Origin of the sequence: Hufsiella arboris, assembly GCF_009834875.1 — a bacterium.
Taxonomy (GTDB): domain Bacteria; phylum Bacteroidota; class Bacteroidia; order Sphingobacteriales; family Sphingobacteriaceae; genus Hufsiella_A; species Hufsiella_A arboris.
The window spans coordinates 219,137-233,948 of record NZ_WVHT01000002.1 but is presented as its reverse complement, the minus strand read 5'-3'; the positions used below and the strand labels follow the sequence as shown (position 1 = coordinate 233,948).

Sequence of the window (14,812 nt, the reverse complement as noted above, 5' to 3'; positions counted from 1 at the left end):
GGTTGGTGAGGACATGGCTGCCTTTAAAAAAAGGCTAATGTGATTTACAAATGAATACGGAACGGCCATGATAGCATTCAAAAACTGCAATATGATTAGAATTGGCCATTGTCTGTATTTGTTATAATAAACAAATTTGTATTACGGTAAGATATAACCAATTTTAGCGATGGCTGATAGAATTAATTGGTCTGCTTTTCCAAACCTGCGGGACTTCGACCGGTTTAATGTCGTTGAAACTACCGGCACACCGGGTGAAATAACAATTACCATGAACACCGCCTCAGCTGTAACCTGGTGGAAAAGCATCAAATTTATTAATATTCGCACCGGCCAAATCCTTACCGAACAACAAACACAGGATGCCAACCATGGTCCTGTATGGATCAGAATTTCGTCCACCGACTACCCGGCGCATAAGTTCACCATCGCCAAAGCAAAGATATTCGGTATACATACCGACATGTACGATATTTTTGAACTGGCTGAAAAAGACGGGCGATTGATCACGCTGACCTGGCTTACCGACGGGCCGGACAATGTTTTCAGCGCCATTGGGAGTTTTTTCAGTGACCTGGTTAACGGTGTTATCGCTGCCGTGACAACCGTCGTAAGGGCGGTCGTTACCGTTATTGATGCCGTTGTCGGATTTATCCTCAATGCCCTCGCCTGGGTTGCCGGATTCATTTTTTCTTTACCAGTCATCGGCCGAATCATTGAAGGCATCGTCAACATTATCGGCTGGTTGGTTTCCACTATTATTAACGCTGTCCTGGACATTATTTTCGGGCTTCTCAGCATTATTGGTATCCAGCCTCCGGAAAAGTTACTGCGTATTGTCGTTATCGTCCAACAAGATGGGTTTGGTGTACCTGTAGCAACTGCCGCCGAGGTGCAGGCCCAACTGGATGTCATGATCGAATTATACAAAGTAAGGGCTAATATCAAAGTCATCCCTTTCCGGCCGTTTCAGTTCACTACACCGTTTTCATCCCATGCTGCAACCGCCGTTGAAGACTTTACTGTATTTGAAAACCGTCCAAGTACCCCGCAGACGCTCGATGTCAATTGCGGCGCGGCCGCTTTTGGCGACGACCTTTTAACTACCGGGTCAAGCTTCGAGCTAAAAATCAATAATTTGTTTTGGGGGAATGCACGACGGCTGGTCGGACACGGAGCACCCATCTATGTTTTCGCAGTCAGAAGTTTTATTGGAGGAACATCGGCCGGCTGTTCCCTGGCCTTATGGTCCAATTATGTGACCGTGCAGTTTAACAGAGGACAACCAGTAACCGGTATGGCTCATGAATGCGGACATGCCTGTAATTTATGGGCTCATACAACATCACCTCCAGCCTTTCCCAGTAACTTAATGCGGACCGGCACTCCCGCCACGCTGCCTGCGACCCTGGAGGACGGCCAGGTTATACTCATGAGAGCATCCCATCATTGCACCTTCTTTTAATAATAAGCAGAACTTACTCTAATGTCGGCCATCCGGGCAGACAGTTCCATGGCCGCGATGACCATCAGCGAACGCGCAACGTCAACCCCCTTTAACCTGCATAGCTCATCGCTTGTCAATCCAGCCAATCGCCCTAGAAATACCTGTTATGCCGTAGTCTTTTGGCGGGCCGTACGAAGGGCCGCAGCGCCAGCTTGGCTGCACTTCTTTCCGAACCAGGAAAGCAACCCGAAGACAATCTTCTACGCGCCACAGGCAACATACCTGTCATCCAGGAGCAGTTCGATCTGGGTCGTTTCCGTGGAATGATCAGCTAATAAAAATATCCTTGTCCTGGCGATGCATTCGTAAGGGTTGAGTCATATTTCGATGAGGCGGATTTACATTCTTTCCGCGGATTTTAATTTCGCGCTTCGAAATGCTATAGCAGTGAGTTTACCTGATCGCATATCGCATAAAAAAATTACAGAGACTGTTGCGTTTTTGCGACCGAACCCGTTTAGCAGGGTAAAACAAATAATATGAGAAATTTTACGACCGTTTCCTCTCTGTTGAAAAAACCAATTTTAGGTCTGGCTGCTATCGCTTTACTGGCCGGTTCCTGTAAAAACAACAACGATGCCGATAACCCTCCATCTTCCGCGATCTCCATCGTGCATGCAGCTCCCGGCACATCCGAACTGACTTTCGTCATTAACGGCTCTAAAGCCAACCATGCACGGCTGACTTACGGAACAGCCCTTGCATACGGGGTTATACAGCCAGGCAGCTATGAATTCAGTGTTACCAAAAAAGATTCAACCAGGCAGTTTGCAAAATCGACTAATGCGTTAAAGAATGGCACTTATTACTCGCTCTTCGTTGTCGACGTACCGTCAAAAGAAAGCACCTTATTAACCGAAGACGACCTTTCAGATCCTAAGACAGACCAGGCTAAAATCCGCTTTATCAACCTGAGTCCCGATGCGGGAAGTCTTGACCTGAACATCGCGGGTACCGACACGCTCTTTGTAAAAAAAGCTGATTTTAAGAAAACGTCAGCCTTTTCAACGGCAGCACCCGGCACTGAGAAGACCTTTGAAATTCGTGAGAACGGGAAAACCGAAGTACTGGCAAAAATTGAAAAAGTAAAAATTGAAAAAGGAAAAATTTATACCATACTGGCGAAGGGACTGCGCGCTAAGACCGACAGCACCAAACTATCCCTGCAAGTGATAAACAATAAATAATCTACCGATACAGGCTGTCCGTCCAAAACGGCGGGCAGCTTTCAGATGAATGAAAGCCGCAGCCATTTTTTTAAAATTTCGCGATAAAGAACGGGTGATCAAACCGATCAAAACGCTGGATGAAATCATCGCCGGCTGTTTAAGTAATGATGAATCCTGCCGGGAATGGATTTATAAATCTTTTTACGGCTATCTGACCGGCGTTATCAGGCGATACACCAGCGACATACAAAACGTGGAAGAATTAGTGAATGACAGTTATATAAAAATATTCAGAAAACTGCGGAGCTTTCAGCATCCTGAAGATCCGGCAAAGCTCATGGCCGCGTTTAAGGGCTGGATGGCGAAAATAGCATCCCGAACTGTCATCGATTTTCTTCGTATCGATAAAAATCAGTTTCCCGTTGTAGAATTGACAGAGCTTCACCCGGTGGCGGAACATCTCACAGTCATTGACAAAATGAATGCAGCGGATGTCCTGAAATTACTCGAGGAACTACCGCAGCTGCAACGTGTCATCTTCAACCTGTATGAAATCGAAGGATTCAGCCACGAAGAAATAGCCGCTGAACTAAGTATCACGGCCAGCCACAGCCGCACCTACCTTGCCAGAGCTAAAGCCCGCCTGCGTACACTTTATCATCAACAAACCAACTATTCAGCGGTATGGACGAAATAACAGATCATTTGAAAGAAGAGCTGGCTTCGCTTGATTTTGGATACAGGCCAGGTGCCTGGGAAGACTTCAAGAAAAGGGAGAAAAAACGCCGTCTTTTAATTTTATGGCGCAGAGTAAGTATAGCAGCTGCCATTCTGCTGGTAGGCATTGGAACCTACGTGCAAATAAATAACTCTCAGCAAACAGTCGAAAAACTAAGTCATAAAACCGAAGAACGACAAAACAAGCTTGTTATCGGTGAAGCGGAAGATATAACTCCACGTGTCATAGCAAGCATCACCCCGTTTAATTCATCAAAACACCTATCCTCATTGTCCGGAAACAGGCAATTGCTGCCGATGGCAGGCAGTGCCGGAATTGCTTTACCGCAGGTTAGACAAACATCATTCGTTATTGCCCGTCCTTTTACCACTTCCAATGCACCCGCTGATGCTACCAATATTGAAAAAACGCCGTTTTCAAGGCCGGTTGAAGAACCCCGAAACGCCACCGGCAAAAGTTCAAAACCCCGTGCCTGGTCCTTTGGGCTGGCTGTCGGCCAAGGGATCGACAGCCGTTCAAAAATGGACCTGAATATCGGCACCCAGTTAAGCTACAAGGTCAGCAAGAAGTTATCTCTCAGTACAGGACTTTATTACTCGGAACTGGGAGGAGCAAAAAAAATCACACCGGACTACGCCGCTTTGCGATCCGGCCGAATGTTGAGCAGCACCACGGCTACAATGAGGGGAATAGACATCCCGCTGGAAATTCAATATCATCTGACATCTAAAGTATATGCCCGTCTGGGTGTTTCGGCTTTCGCCGTAACCTCCCAGGAGCAGTCCCTTGAGTATACGAGCCAATCGACGGGCGTCAGCACATTCGTAGATGCGAGCGGAAATACCCAAACACAGGCAGTAACAACCAGTTCAGTCAGCTCCGAATCCGTTGCAAAGAACCAGCTTGAAGACTATCGTAATTTTGGTTTATACAACATTGCAATAGGTTTTGACCAAAAACTCACATCGAAAAACACCATTTCTATCGAGCCGTTCGTTAAAATACCATTCAGTAAATTTTCTGAACACCAGGTAAACCTGACACAAGGAGGACTTCGCCTGAAAGTCAGTTTTTGAGAACCAAAACCGTTAAAAAACACTCAACGCACCATTTTACCTAAGGCCGCCGCCCTCAGCTTCCTCACCCTTTCGGTTGAAACACCCAGCCCTAATGCAATCTCGGCGCAGGTAAGACATTACCCCCCGGTTAACCCGTAGCTTAACTCTACGACCGAACGTTCTCTCGGGGTCAGCCGCCTTAGCAAATTCTTCACCAGCTGAATTCTCGCGTCGTTCTCTATAAATTCAAAACTCACCATCCAACTCCATCAGACCGGCAAGCTCTTCCTCTGTACGAGTACGTTCCAGCTGCATTTCAAGCGCTGCGGACATCTTTCTCGCTTTGCTCAGCAGGCCTTGTCGGTGCATCAGTAAACGGATCGTCCGCTGATACCGGCAGAGCGCACTTAAAATCGCCTGGCGTATCCACCAAACCGCAAACGAAATAAACTTAAATCCACGCGTATTGTCAAACCTGCGCGCCGCCCGGATCAACCCCTCATTCCCTTCCTTGATCGGATCCATCAGCGACATACCCAGATTCTGGTAACGTTTGGCAACCAAAACCACAAATCGCAGGTTTCCCTGCCCCATCCGGTTTAACGCCGCCTCTCCCCGTCGAAAAAGAACACATTATTTCGCTATTTCATTTATCGAGGATGCTAAACCCACTGCTTCAAGAAGGTTCTGCATTTACAAACGGTATTATCGAATAGACTAGTTCAATAGAATTCGATCAAAAATCTATCCTTTTTTCCGTAATGACTAAAGACGATAGCCGCGACTTTTTTGTGAATTAAATCTATTTTATCTGACAGACTATTGTATGCTGAGGATTATTTCACAAGCTTTGAGATACAATGAGGTCCTTCTTCTTTCAACAGATGTGAATTAGACTAAACATATGGAAAACAACACGACCGCGCCATTTACCAGCTACCAAAAATTCGTCATACTTATTTTAGCGGTCACACAGTTTACCGTTATACTAGACTTTATGGTGATGTCTCCCTTGGGGGATATGCTCATGAAGTCGCTGAACCTAAAACCTTCCGCATTTGGATTTGCAGTTTCTGCCTATGCTTTTAGTGCCGGTATCTCGGGTCTGATCACCGCGGGCTTTGCTGATAAATTCGATCGCAAGAAACTTTTGCTGTTCTTTTATGTCGGATTTATAGCAGGTACATTTTTCTGCGGACTGGCTCACTCCTATTACGTTTTGCTAGCCGCCCGTATCATCACAGGGCTTTTTGGCGGCGTAATTGGCTCTATTTCGCTTGCTATTATCACTGATCTTTTTAGCTTGCAGCAAAGAGGCCGTGTAATGGGTTTTATACAAATGGGATTCGGCGCAAGCCAGGTTTTGGGTATACCTATCGGTTTGTACATCGCTAACGCCTGGGGCTGGGAGGCCCCGTTTCTGATGGTAGCATCTCTGGCCTGTATCGTTGCAATAGTTATATCCCTGAAGTTGAAACCAATTATACAACACCTGGCACTTCAACATAATGAATCGGTATTCATGCACTTAAAACAAACGGTTATTAAGCCAGATTACCGTGTGGGATTTCTAGCTACTGCGTTTCTTTCAATCGGCGGTTTTATGATGATGCCCTTCGGCAGCGCTTTTGCAATCAACAATTTACACGTTACTACCAGTCAATTACCTGTTTTATTTATGATCTCAGGGATCAGTTCACTAATCATCATGCCCCTGGTCGGCAGGTTAAGCGACAAGACCGATAAGTTTAAGATATTCGCCGCAGCTACGGTATGGTTAATGATTATTTGCCTTTTATATACTAACCTTTCCGTAACACCATTATGGCTTGTCATAGTGTTTAACATATTGATGATGATGGGAATTTTAAGCAGAATGATACCCTCGTCGGCTTTAACAAGTGCTGTACCCGACATGCAGGACCGCGGTGCATTTATGAGTATAAATTCCTCATTGCAGCAAATTGCAGGTGGCATCGCCGCCGCTATTGCAGGTGCGATCGTCGTTCAGCCAACTAAGTTCAGCCCACTGATCCATTACAATTGGGTTGGTTATGTAGTAGTAGGTGTTTGCGCATTGAGCATCTGGCTGATTTACCGTGTAAACAGAATTGTGAAAAGGAAAACTGCGATGGTTGCAGCGGCTAAAAACGAGCCGGCATTAAATACTGAAGGGATCTAATTTAATAATAGCTGACGTTCAAATTTTAAGGCTACCAACAAAACAACCTTCAAATTTTCCTTGTAAGGCAGTAATTCTGGCAAGTCTTCACCTCAATCACCGGGAATCCTTTTTCGGTCTTCAAGTCACGCAATAAAAAAGCAGGTTGCAGATATCCGTGAAGAATAATAAATTGTTATTATTAACCACTTATTTCAATGCTGTCACCAAAAGCCAGTAGGAATACTTCACGCGTTATTCCCTTCGCTTTAATGTGGCTGATATTCAGCATTATCTATATCCTGCTGGAAAAAGGCTTATTAGGCGATATGACGCATTACCCATCCACGGGCAACAGTTACATTTTTACAAGGAATATTATCATCATCCCGCTATGCGCATTAATAACCGGTATCCTGATCGGCATATTAGAGACTGTCTATTTCAGCAAATGGCTCATCAAAAACAGCTTCGCTGAAAAGATTCTATATAAATCTTTTATTTACCTGCTCATAATTCTATTATTTCTTGTCGCTACATTCATCGGAACTTCGAATGATATGCCTGCAGCGATCATCCGTCAGGATTTCTGGTCACGCGCATATGCCTTCTTTACTAATTATTCGCTGTTAAGTGTTATTCTATATATCGCGGCAATAATTTTGGTTATACAATTTTATACTGAGGTAAGTGAAAGCATCGGTCATGGCGCATTAAGTAATTTCTTTTTGGGTAAATATCACAGCCCGGCGGAAGAGGAGAGAATATTTATGTTCCTTGATATGAAATCATCTACAACGATCGCTGAAAATATAGGTCATGTCAGGTACTTTGAAATGTTAAAAGAATATTTTTCTGATCTGTCCGGACCGGTTATCGACTATGCAGGTGAGATTTATCAATATGCGGGAGATGAAATGATAGTCACATGGAAACTAAAGACTGGTATTAAAAACAACAATTGCATACGTTGCTTTTTTTGCTATGAAAGAGTCTTTAGCGTCACAAGCTGGGAAGTACGAAAAAAGATTTGGATTAGTACCGTCATTTAAAGCTGGATTTCATTGTGGAAAGGTTACTACCGGTGAAATTGGAGTACTCAAAAAAGAAATCATTTTTACAGGTGACGTCCTGAATACGACAGCCCGTATACAGGCACTATGCAACCAATTTAATTCCGAAATTATCATATCCGGCGATCTTCTAAAAACGCTTGGGCCCAATTCGTACAAGACAAAATCGCTCGGAGAAAGTCAGTTAAAAGGCAGAGAGGAAAAAATAGAGCTATTTTCGGTGAGCTAATAACGCTAGATACTATCTTCCCAAGTTTTAATTTAGAAACTCAATTACGGCAGGCGAAGGATATCTTATTAAAGTGTAAACTTAAACCGGAAACCTTGTCTGCCCTTGCAAACACAACCATCTGCATGAAAATTGACTCCAGGCTCAATTTTCGTCCGCAGTTAATCAAAAAAAGTTGCGAGCCTAACCATCATTTTTTTGTAGTTTTAATTGTCTTCAATTCTGAATTTTTCGCTCAGTATTCTCAGTACATTCAAAATCAGATTGCAATGGCAGCAAGATCAACCCATGTTTTTTTTCAAAACCGGACGCGCACAAATGTAGCACTCGAACTCGTGCAGCAAGATCTCGATCATGGGGTTTGGTCTATCCGACCTGGTGATCTGGTTGGATTTTCCGATGAATGGGAGTCAGAATCAAACGGTTTTCTGACCGGGACTGAAGGAACCGTCTCATTTATAATACCCGCTGCTGAATTCGGTACGCATACACCGCAGATGAAAGTAGTCATGCATTGGGATAACCCCTTTGTCGGCTCTAACTCGTACAGCTGTTCTGTCGAGCCTGCAGGCGACACCGAGGGCAACGGTTTTTCAGTTGGTTTTTTTGGAAACAAGAGAATGGAAAACGATGCCGAAGTGACCTTCGTACTGCTTTCAGGAAAATGTTCCATCAACCCGGATAATGGGGAAATCGCATGTACCCAGGCCGGCGGATTATCTTCGCCACCCGATGGCGGCCTTTATACCGGTATCTGGCAGCTGAAAGAAGGTGCTCCCTGGCAAGCCCGCCATGGGATGACTTCGACGCAATATCAGCAAATCTTCATTCAGATGCTGAATACAGGTTTCCGGTTAGTTCATGTTTCGGGCTATGATATTAACGGCATCGACCGGTATGCAGCAATCTGGGAACAGCGCGAAGGCCCCCCTTTCGAAGCCCGGCACGGATTAAGCGCTGCTGAATACCAACAAGCATTTGACCAGCTAATCAGTGAAGGCTACAAGCTGGTTAAAGTAAGCGGCTACCAGCTTAATAACTCAGATCACTATGCGGCGATCTGGGAACAGGTTGACAGTAATCCCTGGCAGGCAAGACACGCATTAACAGCTGACCAATACCAGAAGGTATTCGATGAATTGCTTAACCAAGGTTTCAGGCTCATTCACATCTCAGGTTATGCAGTCGGCGGGCAGGATTTCTATGCAGGAATATGGGAGCAGATACCGGGAGCCGAATGGCAGGCCCGCCACCGGCTGACAGCCGACCAATACCAGCAAACTTTCGATCAAATGCTGGCCGATGGATTCGGCCTGCGCCAGGTCTGCGGCTATAAGGTCGGAGATGTGGATTTTTATGCTGCCATCTGGGATAAACCCCTGGATATCCCATGGCAGGCACGCCACCGGCTTGACAGTACGAAGTACCAGCAAACTTTTAATGAACTGTTGCGCCAAGGGTTTCGGCTGGTTGACGTAAGTGGTTATCCGGAGAGGTGAATAACTGGTTATAAAGACTATCTGCAAAATGTATAAAAACAAACACACGCGAAATTCACCGTCTTCTGTGTTCTACGATCGCCAAATCATTTATACCTTTCGTTTCAAATTATCATCTATGAATTACTTAACAAAACTAGTCCAGATACACATACGTAATACCGTCGCCTCCGCGATCGAGATGTTCATCCTCTAATCGTGTTACCTGAGGATATTTTTTTAGATAGTCACGAATAAGCTTCCTTAAAATTCCGTCACCTTTCCCATGAATCACCTTCATACTCGGGAAGCCCATCATTAACGACTTATCCAGGTATTTTTCAATTTCATAAAGAGCTTCTTCTCCCCGCATCCCCCGGACATCCAGCTCCGGTTTAAACTGGGCAATCGAATCAGATATCTGCGATGAATAAGATGATTTCCTGATTTCCTTGGGAACCTCTCTTGACTCGATCTTTTGGACTCTTTTTCGTTTAACAACTGAGCGAAGCTCACCAATGGCCAAAATCACATTATCCTTAGTTATATCCATAACGATACCTACGGCGCCCGATTCAAGCACTTTAACCCAATCACCCTGATGAAGCTCTGATTCTACAGCTTTCTGCCTGGAAACTTCTTTTACCTCATTTTTTTTAAGTTCGTGCTGAAGGTTATTTCGTAATTCCTGCGTTTTTTCTTTGTCGGCTTTTGTATTTTTTATTTCCGCGATCGTATTTTCGATGAGCTTGTTGGCATCCCTGATAATATTTTGCGCCTGCAGCTTCGCATCTTTTAAAATCGTTTTCTTATTCTCTTCCAGGTAAGCTTTCAATTTTTCGTTCTCTTCGAGTAACGACTTATAACGGCGTTCTTTTTTGTCAACCTCTATTTTTGATTCAAGAAGTGCCTTTTTATCGCGCTCAAGATCAACCAGCAACGTGTCGACTTTCTTTTGCTGGACACCAATTTTATTTTTGGCAGCCTGAAGAACCTGCTGTGGCAGCCCGATTTTTTGTGCAATTTCGAAAGCATAAGAGCTTCCGGGTTTACCCATCTCCAAAATATACATCGGCTTCATTTCAACATTATTAAAAAGCATCGATGCATTTTCCAGGCCTTCGTTGGCGTTGGCAAAAACCTTCAAGTTGGAATAGTGAGTAGTTATCACTCCTCTTATTTTCTTTCTGTTCAGCGATTCGAGGACAGCCTCAGCAATGGGGCCGCCAAATTGCGGGTCGGTTCCTGTTCCGAACTCATCAATCAACACCAGTGTTTTCGCATCTGAATGTTCAACGAAATATTTCATTTTTGACAAATGCGCGCTGTAGGTACTTAAGTCGCTTTCTATCGATTGATCATCACCGATATCTGCGAATACCTGTCGGAAGATACCGACACTCGAATGCGAATCAGCCGGAATGAGCAAGCCTGCCTGAACCATTAGTTGCAGCAGTCCAACCGTTTTCATACAAACGGACTTTCCGCCCGCGTTGGGTCCTGACACTACGATTACCCGGTCAGTCTCATCAATTTTAACATTTAAGGGAACGACTGTTTGATTCTCTTTTTTAAAATTCAGCAGCAGCAGCGGATGTTTTGCGTTAACAAGATTGATAGTTGCTTCTTTTTTAAGTTCGGGCATTTCTGCCTCCAGGTCTATCGCCAGTAGCGCTTTTGCACGAACAAAGTCAAACTTAGTCAGCAAACCATGATAGGATACCAGCAGCGGCACAAACGGGCGAAGCAAATCAGTCAGTACGGTAAGTATCCTGATTATTTCACGGCGTTTCTCAAACTCCAGGTCGCGCACCTGGTTATTTAAGGCAAACACATCTTCCGGTTCCATATAAACCGTTTGCCCGGAGGCCGACTCGTCATGTATAAATCCTTTTATTTTGCGCTTATTTTCAGCAAGCAGCGGTATGCACAAACGTCCGTCTCTGATCGTAAGATTACCATCGGCCGTCCAGTTATTATCGCGGGCATTTTTAAAAATCTGATCGATCTTTTTTCTTGATTCACTTTCGGCTTTCGCTATTGAAAATGTGAGATCCTGCAGTTCGCGCGACGCATTCGGTTTGATCTTCCCTTTTTGATCGATAACATTTTCTATATGCTTTACAATTCCTTTCTCTACAGGAAGATGCTCAAAAAGCGCCTCGAGGTTTGGATAAAGTCCTCCGCGTTCGTTGAAATAATTGATGACAGCAAAAACTGTGTTTAATGACAGAAGAATGTGAAAAAATTCTTCTTCATTCAAGAATGCACCTTCTACCCGCGCCTTTTCGGCAAGTACCTTAATATTGTAGAGGTCGCGGATTGGCAGCGGTGAATCGTTTTTTAATATCTCCTTAAATTCGTGTGCCTGGCGGAGATATTTATAAATCTGGTCGAATTTGTTCATAGGCTGTATTTTCTGAACAAGTCCGGCGCCCATATCACTCAGGCAGTATGTTTGTAATAGTTCTTTAATTTCTGTGAAACCCAGTTTATCAGCTGCATTGGTAGGGTAAATCATTCTCGTTCTTCCGAATCTATTTGGGTTTAATAACGGGTATTTTCTTTTTGTTTTTCTTAAGTTCAGCTTTCGACTCCTTTGATTGCAAACTATCCAGGTCAGCCTTAACTTTTTTGTAAATGTCGTTAAGCACCAAAGGCTTTTTTACCGTATAATATTTCAGATTGACAACCCATCTAGCCGAATCAATGTGGTAAGTTGCGAAAACCTGCTGGTAGAATTGCCGGCCAACTTTCCTGACACTGTCTGATGGAAGCGTGGATAAGTAACCATCGACCAAGTGCATATCTCGTAAAACATCAGTCATCTGATCTTTACTTAATATACCATTGGGTAAATCGTCTGATTTACAGCCTGCAACAAAAATCAACAATAGTAACACAGTTAATAAGCGCTTCATTTAGTAATTTAGCCTCGTTTTCAGGCCTGTAAAAATACACATAATGAGCATAGCAGCCAACTTATCCGAATTACATGACGAACTCGACCGCATACAGGTTGAACTTGTCGCGGTATCAAAAACAAAATCAAACGAAGAAATAATGGAGGCCTACGAAACTGGTCAACGAGTGTTTGGTGAAAACCACGTGCAGGAGCTTGTTGACAAATACGAAGCACTTCCAAAAGATATAAAATGGCATCTCATCGGACATCTGCAATCCAACAAGGTTAAATATATCGCGCCATTTATTACGCTTATCCAATCGGTTGACAGCCTGAAACTCTTACAGGAAATAAATAAACAAGCACTTAAGAATAACCGGGTAATTGATTGCTTATTGCAGGTTTACATAGCAGACGAAGACACAAAATTTGGTTTAGGATTTGACGAGGTCATTGATATGTTGCGATCGCCGGAATTTGCTGAGCTTAAAAACGTTCGGGTCACTGGCGTAATGGGTATTGCAACCAACACGGACAATCCGAAACAAATCAGAGAAGAATTCTACGAGCTGGCGACATTTTTCAAGGGAATTAAACAGAGCTTTTTCCGAAAGGAGAAATCATTTAAGGAAATCTCTATGGGGATGTCTACCGACTATAAAATTGCCATTGAACAGGGAAGCACGATGGTGCGTATCGGAAGCACCGTTTTCGGTAAACGCGTTATCCCGCATTTTAAAATAAATAAGAACTAGCCTGATCCTTATATGAACATAATTATCCGAAAAGCGGCTAAGAACGACTGCTCAAGAATACTTGAGCTTGTTAAAGAGCTGGCGTTATATGAACGGGCTCCTGAAGAAGTTACCGTTACTTTACCGGAATTTGAAGATGCCGGATTTGGTGAAACCCCAGTGTGGACGGCTTTTGTTGCAGAAGTAAACGACCATGTTGAGGGCTTTGCCTTGTATTATACACGCTTTTCAACCTGGAAAGGCTGCAGGTTATACCTTGAAGATTTTTATGTCACCGAGCAAATGCGCGGTATGGGCTTAGGTAAGCTTCTGTTCGAGAAGATAATTTCAGAGGCCAGGGAACAGGGCTTTAGCGGCATGGTTTGGCAGGTTTTAGATTGGAACGAACCTGCACTGAACTTCTATAAAAAATACCGGTCGGCGATAGATAGCGGCTGGCTGAACGCCTCACTAAGTAAAGATCAGTTAAACGAATTCATTGGATGATACAAGTATATAAATTTGGCGGAGCGTCAGTTCAGAATTCAGCCGGCATAAAAAACGTATGCCAGATTATTTCCCAACGTAATCCTATGAATTTGTTGGTGGTTGTATCCGCTATCGGAAACACAACAAACCTGCTTGAAAAACTTACTTCAAATTATATGAAGGGTTTGGAAACAGGTTCAATTCTTAACGAAATCAGGCAAACGCATTATTCAATTTTGCATGAATTGTTTGATAATAATGATCCGGTTTTCGACGACGTGGAAAATACATTTGTTGAAATAGACTGGATGCTGGAAGATGAACCGCATGAAAACTACGACTTCGTTTACGACCAGATTGTATCAGTTGGTGAGTTGCTGTCGACAAAGATTATCTCAGCCTGGTTAACGAAATGCGGTGTAAAAAACAAATGGATCGATGCGAGAAGTTTAATTTATACAGATAATTCATATCGTGAGGCTCAGGTAGACTGGAATAAAACATCTCTTGAAATAAAAAAACAATTGCCCGGACTGATTGGGCAAGCCATAGGAATTACGCAGGGGTTTATTGGCAGCACTTCCGAAAACTTTACAACCACCTTGGGGCGCGAGGGCTCTGATTATTCAGCCGCGATCATCTCGTCATGCATCGGCGCTGAATCGCTGACCGTCTGGAAAGATGTGCCGGGTATTTTCAATGCTGATCCCAAGCTATTTCCGCAGGCTGTAAAATTTGATTCGCTAAGCTATCGCGAAGCTTTGGAGATGACTTATTATGGAGCGAACATTATTCACCCTAAAACGATAAAGCCTTTACAAAACGCAGGAATTCCCTTACACGTAAAGCCCTATGACTACCCGGATCAACCTGGAACGGTTATATCCCCTGGCACAAGCAGTGTCAATGTTCCCGCGATTATTATAAAAAAACGCCAGGTATTAATATCAATTTCAACCAGGGATCATTCGTTTATAACCGAAACTCATTTGAGCGACATCTTCGACAGCTTCGCCGGTTGTAAGATTAAGATCAACGCGATGCAAAATTCCGCAATTTCTTTTTCGGCATGTTTTGATTTGGTGGAGCATGCTTTTGAAAAACTCAAGGAGCGGCTCAGCATCAATTACCTCTTTCGTTATAATGAAGATGTACAACTTATCACTATCAGGCACTTTAAACAGGATCTGATCGACGAATTGAGTGCAGGGAAAACAATTATGCTCGAACAGTTAAGTCGTATTACAGCGCAGCTCGTAGTTAAATAACA

At 43.8% G+C, this 14,812-nt stretch carries 15 protein-coding genes; 12 read left to right on the top strand and 3 right to left on the bottom strand.

From position 1 onward, the window contains the following. Positions 1-169: 169 nt before the first annotated feature. The 5 genes from GS399_RS04775 (at position 170) to GS399_RS04755 (ending at position 4,491) form a co-directional block, all read left to right on the top strand. Positions 170-1,465, top strand: a complete 1,296-nt coding sequence (locus tag GS399_RS04775) for a hypothetical protein (protein ID WP_160843456.1) — start codon at positions 170-172, stop codon at positions 1,463-1,465. 161 nt (positions 1,466-1,626) lie between these two features. After that, the gene (locus GS399_RS04770; RefSeq protein ID WP_160843455.1) at positions 1,627-1,782 is read left to right on the top strand and encodes a hypothetical protein; all 156 of its coding nucleotides are present in this window, start codon (positions 1,627-1,629) and stop codon (positions 1,780-1,782) included. Between the two features lie 204 nt (positions 1,783-1,986). Continuing rightward, positions 1,987-2,694 (top strand): DUF4397 domain-containing protein, encoded by a 708-nt coding sequence (locus tag GS399_RS04765; protein ID WP_160843454.1) that lies wholly within the window; start codon positions 1,987-1,989, stop codon positions 2,692-2,694. Between the two features lie 49 nt (positions 2,695-2,743). Next, positions 2,744-3,373, top strand: coding sequence for an RNA polymerase sigma factor (locus tag GS399_RS04760; protein WP_202409377.1), 630 nt, complete (start codon positions 2,744-2,746; stop codon positions 3,371-3,373). Further along, positions 3,361-4,491, top strand: a complete 1,131-nt coding sequence (locus GS399_RS04755; RefSeq protein WP_160843453.1) for an outer membrane beta-barrel protein — start codon at positions 3,361-3,363, stop codon at positions 4,489-4,491. Before GS399_RS04760 ends, GS399_RS04755 begins: the two co-directional genes overlap by 13 nt. A 228-nt stretch (positions 4,492-4,719) precedes the next feature. Here the strand turns inward: GS399_RS04755 and GS399_RS04750 are convergent, their stop codons facing one another. Beyond that, on the bottom strand, positions 4,720-5,067 hold the full coding sequence (locus GS399_RS04750) for a sigma-70 family RNA polymerase sigma factor (protein WP_160843452.1): 348 nt from the start codon (positions 5,065-5,067) through the stop codon (positions 4,720-4,722). Positions 5,068-5,377: 310 nt separating this feature from the next. Between GS399_RS04750 and GS399_RS04745 the strand changes: the two genes are divergently transcribed. From GS399_RS04745 to GS399_RS04730, 4 genes are all read left to right on the top strand, one after another. Further along, a complete protein-coding gene (locus tag GS399_RS04745) occupies positions 5,378-6,655 on the top strand; it encodes an MFS transporter (RefSeq protein WP_160843451.1) in 1,278 nt (425 codons plus the stop codon). Positions 6,656-6,852: 197 nt separating this feature from the next. After that, the gene (locus GS399_RS04740) at positions 6,853-7,686 is read left to right on the top strand and encodes a hypothetical protein (RefSeq protein ID WP_160843450.1); all 834 of its coding nucleotides are present in this window, start codon (positions 6,853-6,855) and stop codon (positions 7,684-7,686) included. Then, positions 7,619-7,936: an adenylate/guanylate cyclase domain-containing protein gene (locus GS399_RS21065; protein WP_160843449.1), complete on the top strand. Its 318-nt coding sequence runs from the start codon at positions 7,619-7,621 to the stop codon at positions 7,934-7,936. The genes GS399_RS04740 and GS399_RS21065 overlap by 68 nt, the downstream gene beginning before the upstream one ends. A gap of 269 nt (positions 7,937-8,205) precedes the next feature. Continuing rightward, positions 8,206-9,435 (top strand): hypothetical protein, encoded by a 1,230-nt coding sequence (locus GS399_RS04730; protein ID WP_160843448.1) that lies wholly within the window; start codon positions 8,206-8,208, stop codon positions 9,433-9,435. A 136-nt stretch (positions 9,436-9,571) separates the two neighbouring features. On the opposite strand, the gene GS399_RS04725 is transcribed toward GS399_RS04730, so the two are convergent. Together GS399_RS04725 and GS399_RS04720 are read right to left on the bottom strand one after the other, a co-directional pair. After that, positions 9,572-11,935, bottom strand: a complete 2,364-nt coding sequence (locus tag GS399_RS04725; protein WP_160843447.1) for an endonuclease MutS2 — start codon at positions 11,933-11,935, stop codon at positions 9,572-9,574. Between the two features lie 16 nt (positions 11,936-11,951). Next, a complete protein-coding gene (locus tag GS399_RS04720; protein ID WP_160843446.1) occupies positions 11,952-12,335 on the bottom strand; it encodes a DUF4296 domain-containing protein in 384 nt (127 codons plus the stop codon). A gap of 43 nt (positions 12,336-12,378) precedes the next feature. Between GS399_RS04720 and GS399_RS04715 the strand changes: the two genes are divergently transcribed. Genes GS399_RS04715 through GS399_RS04705 form a run of 3 tightly spaced genes read left to right on the top strand, consistent with a single transcriptional unit; the run spans position 12,379 to position 14,810 of the window. Next, entirely contained in the window at positions 12,379-13,074 is a 696-nt protein-coding gene (locus GS399_RS04715) for a YggS family pyridoxal phosphate-dependent enzyme (RefSeq protein WP_160843445.1), read from the top strand. A 12-nt stretch (positions 13,075-13,086) separates the two neighbouring features. Continuing rightward, positions 13,087-13,560 carry a GNAT family N-acetyltransferase gene (locus tag GS399_RS04710; RefSeq protein ID WP_160843444.1) on the top strand — a complete coding sequence of 158 codons (474 nt, stop codon included), beginning with the start codon at positions 13,087-13,089 and terminating at the stop codon, positions 13,558-13,560. After that, positions 13,557-14,810 (top strand): aspartate kinase, encoded by a 1,254-nt coding sequence (locus GS399_RS04705; protein ID WP_202409376.1) that lies wholly within the window; start codon positions 13,557-13,559, stop codon positions 14,808-14,810. The genes GS399_RS04710 and GS399_RS04705 overlap by 4 nt, the downstream gene beginning before the upstream one ends. The last annotated feature ends 2 nt before the right edge of the window (positions 14,811-14,812 follow it).

Bases quoted from the DNA above. Each gene is read 5' to 3' on its own strand.
- GS399_RS04740 (WP_160843450.1), top strand. From the start codon at position 6,853: ATGCTGTCACCAAAAGCCAGTAGGAATACTTCACGCGTTATTCCCTTC.
- GS399_RS04720 (WP_160843446.1), bottom strand. From the start codon at position 12,335: ATGAAGCGCTTATTAACTGTGTTACTATTGTTGATTTTTGTTGCAGGC.
- GS399_RS04775 (WP_160843456.1), top strand. From the start codon at position 170: ATGGCTGATAGAATTAATTGGTCTGCTTTTCCAAACCTGCGGGACTTC.
- GS399_RS04705 (WP_202409376.1), top strand. From the start codon at position 13,557: ATGATACAAGTATATAAATTTGGCGGAGCGTCAGTTCAGAATTCAGCC.
- GS399_RS04710 (WP_160843444.1), top strand. From the start codon at position 13,087: ATGAACATAATTATCCGAAAAGCGGCTAAGAACGACTGCTCAAGAATA.
- GS399_RS04725 (WP_160843447.1), bottom strand. From the start codon at position 11,935: ATGATTTACCCTACCAATGCAGCTGATAAACTGGGTTTCACAGAAATT.
- GS399_RS21065 (WP_160843449.1), top strand. From the start codon at position 7,619: ATGAAAGAGTCTTTAGCGTCACAAGCTGGGAAGTACGAAAAAAGATTT.
- GS399_RS04745 (WP_160843451.1), top strand. From the start codon at position 5,378: ATGGAAAACAACACGACCGCGCCATTTACCAGCTACCAAAAATTCGTC.
- GS399_RS04760 (WP_202409377.1), top strand. From the start codon at position 2,744: ATGAAAGCCGCAGCCATTTTTTTAAAATTTCGCGATAAAGAACGGGTG.
- GS399_RS04715 (WP_160843445.1), top strand. From the start codon at position 12,379: ATGAGCATAGCAGCCAACTTATCCGAATTACATGACGAACTCGACCGC.
- GS399_RS04750 (WP_160843452.1), bottom strand. From the start codon at position 5,067: ATGGGGCAGGGAAACCTGCGATTTGTGGTTTTGGTTGCCAAACGTTAC.
- GS399_RS04730 (WP_160843448.1), top strand. From the start codon at position 8,206: ATGGCAGCAAGATCAACCCATGTTTTTTTTCAAAACCGGACGCGCACA.
- GS399_RS04755 (WP_160843453.1), top strand. From the start codon at position 3,361: ATGGACGAAATAACAGATCATTTGAAAGAAGAGCTGGCTTCGCTTGAT.
- GS399_RS04765 (WP_160843454.1), top strand. From the start codon at position 1,987: ATGAGAAATTTTACGACCGTTTCCTCTCTGTTGAAAAAACCAATTTTA.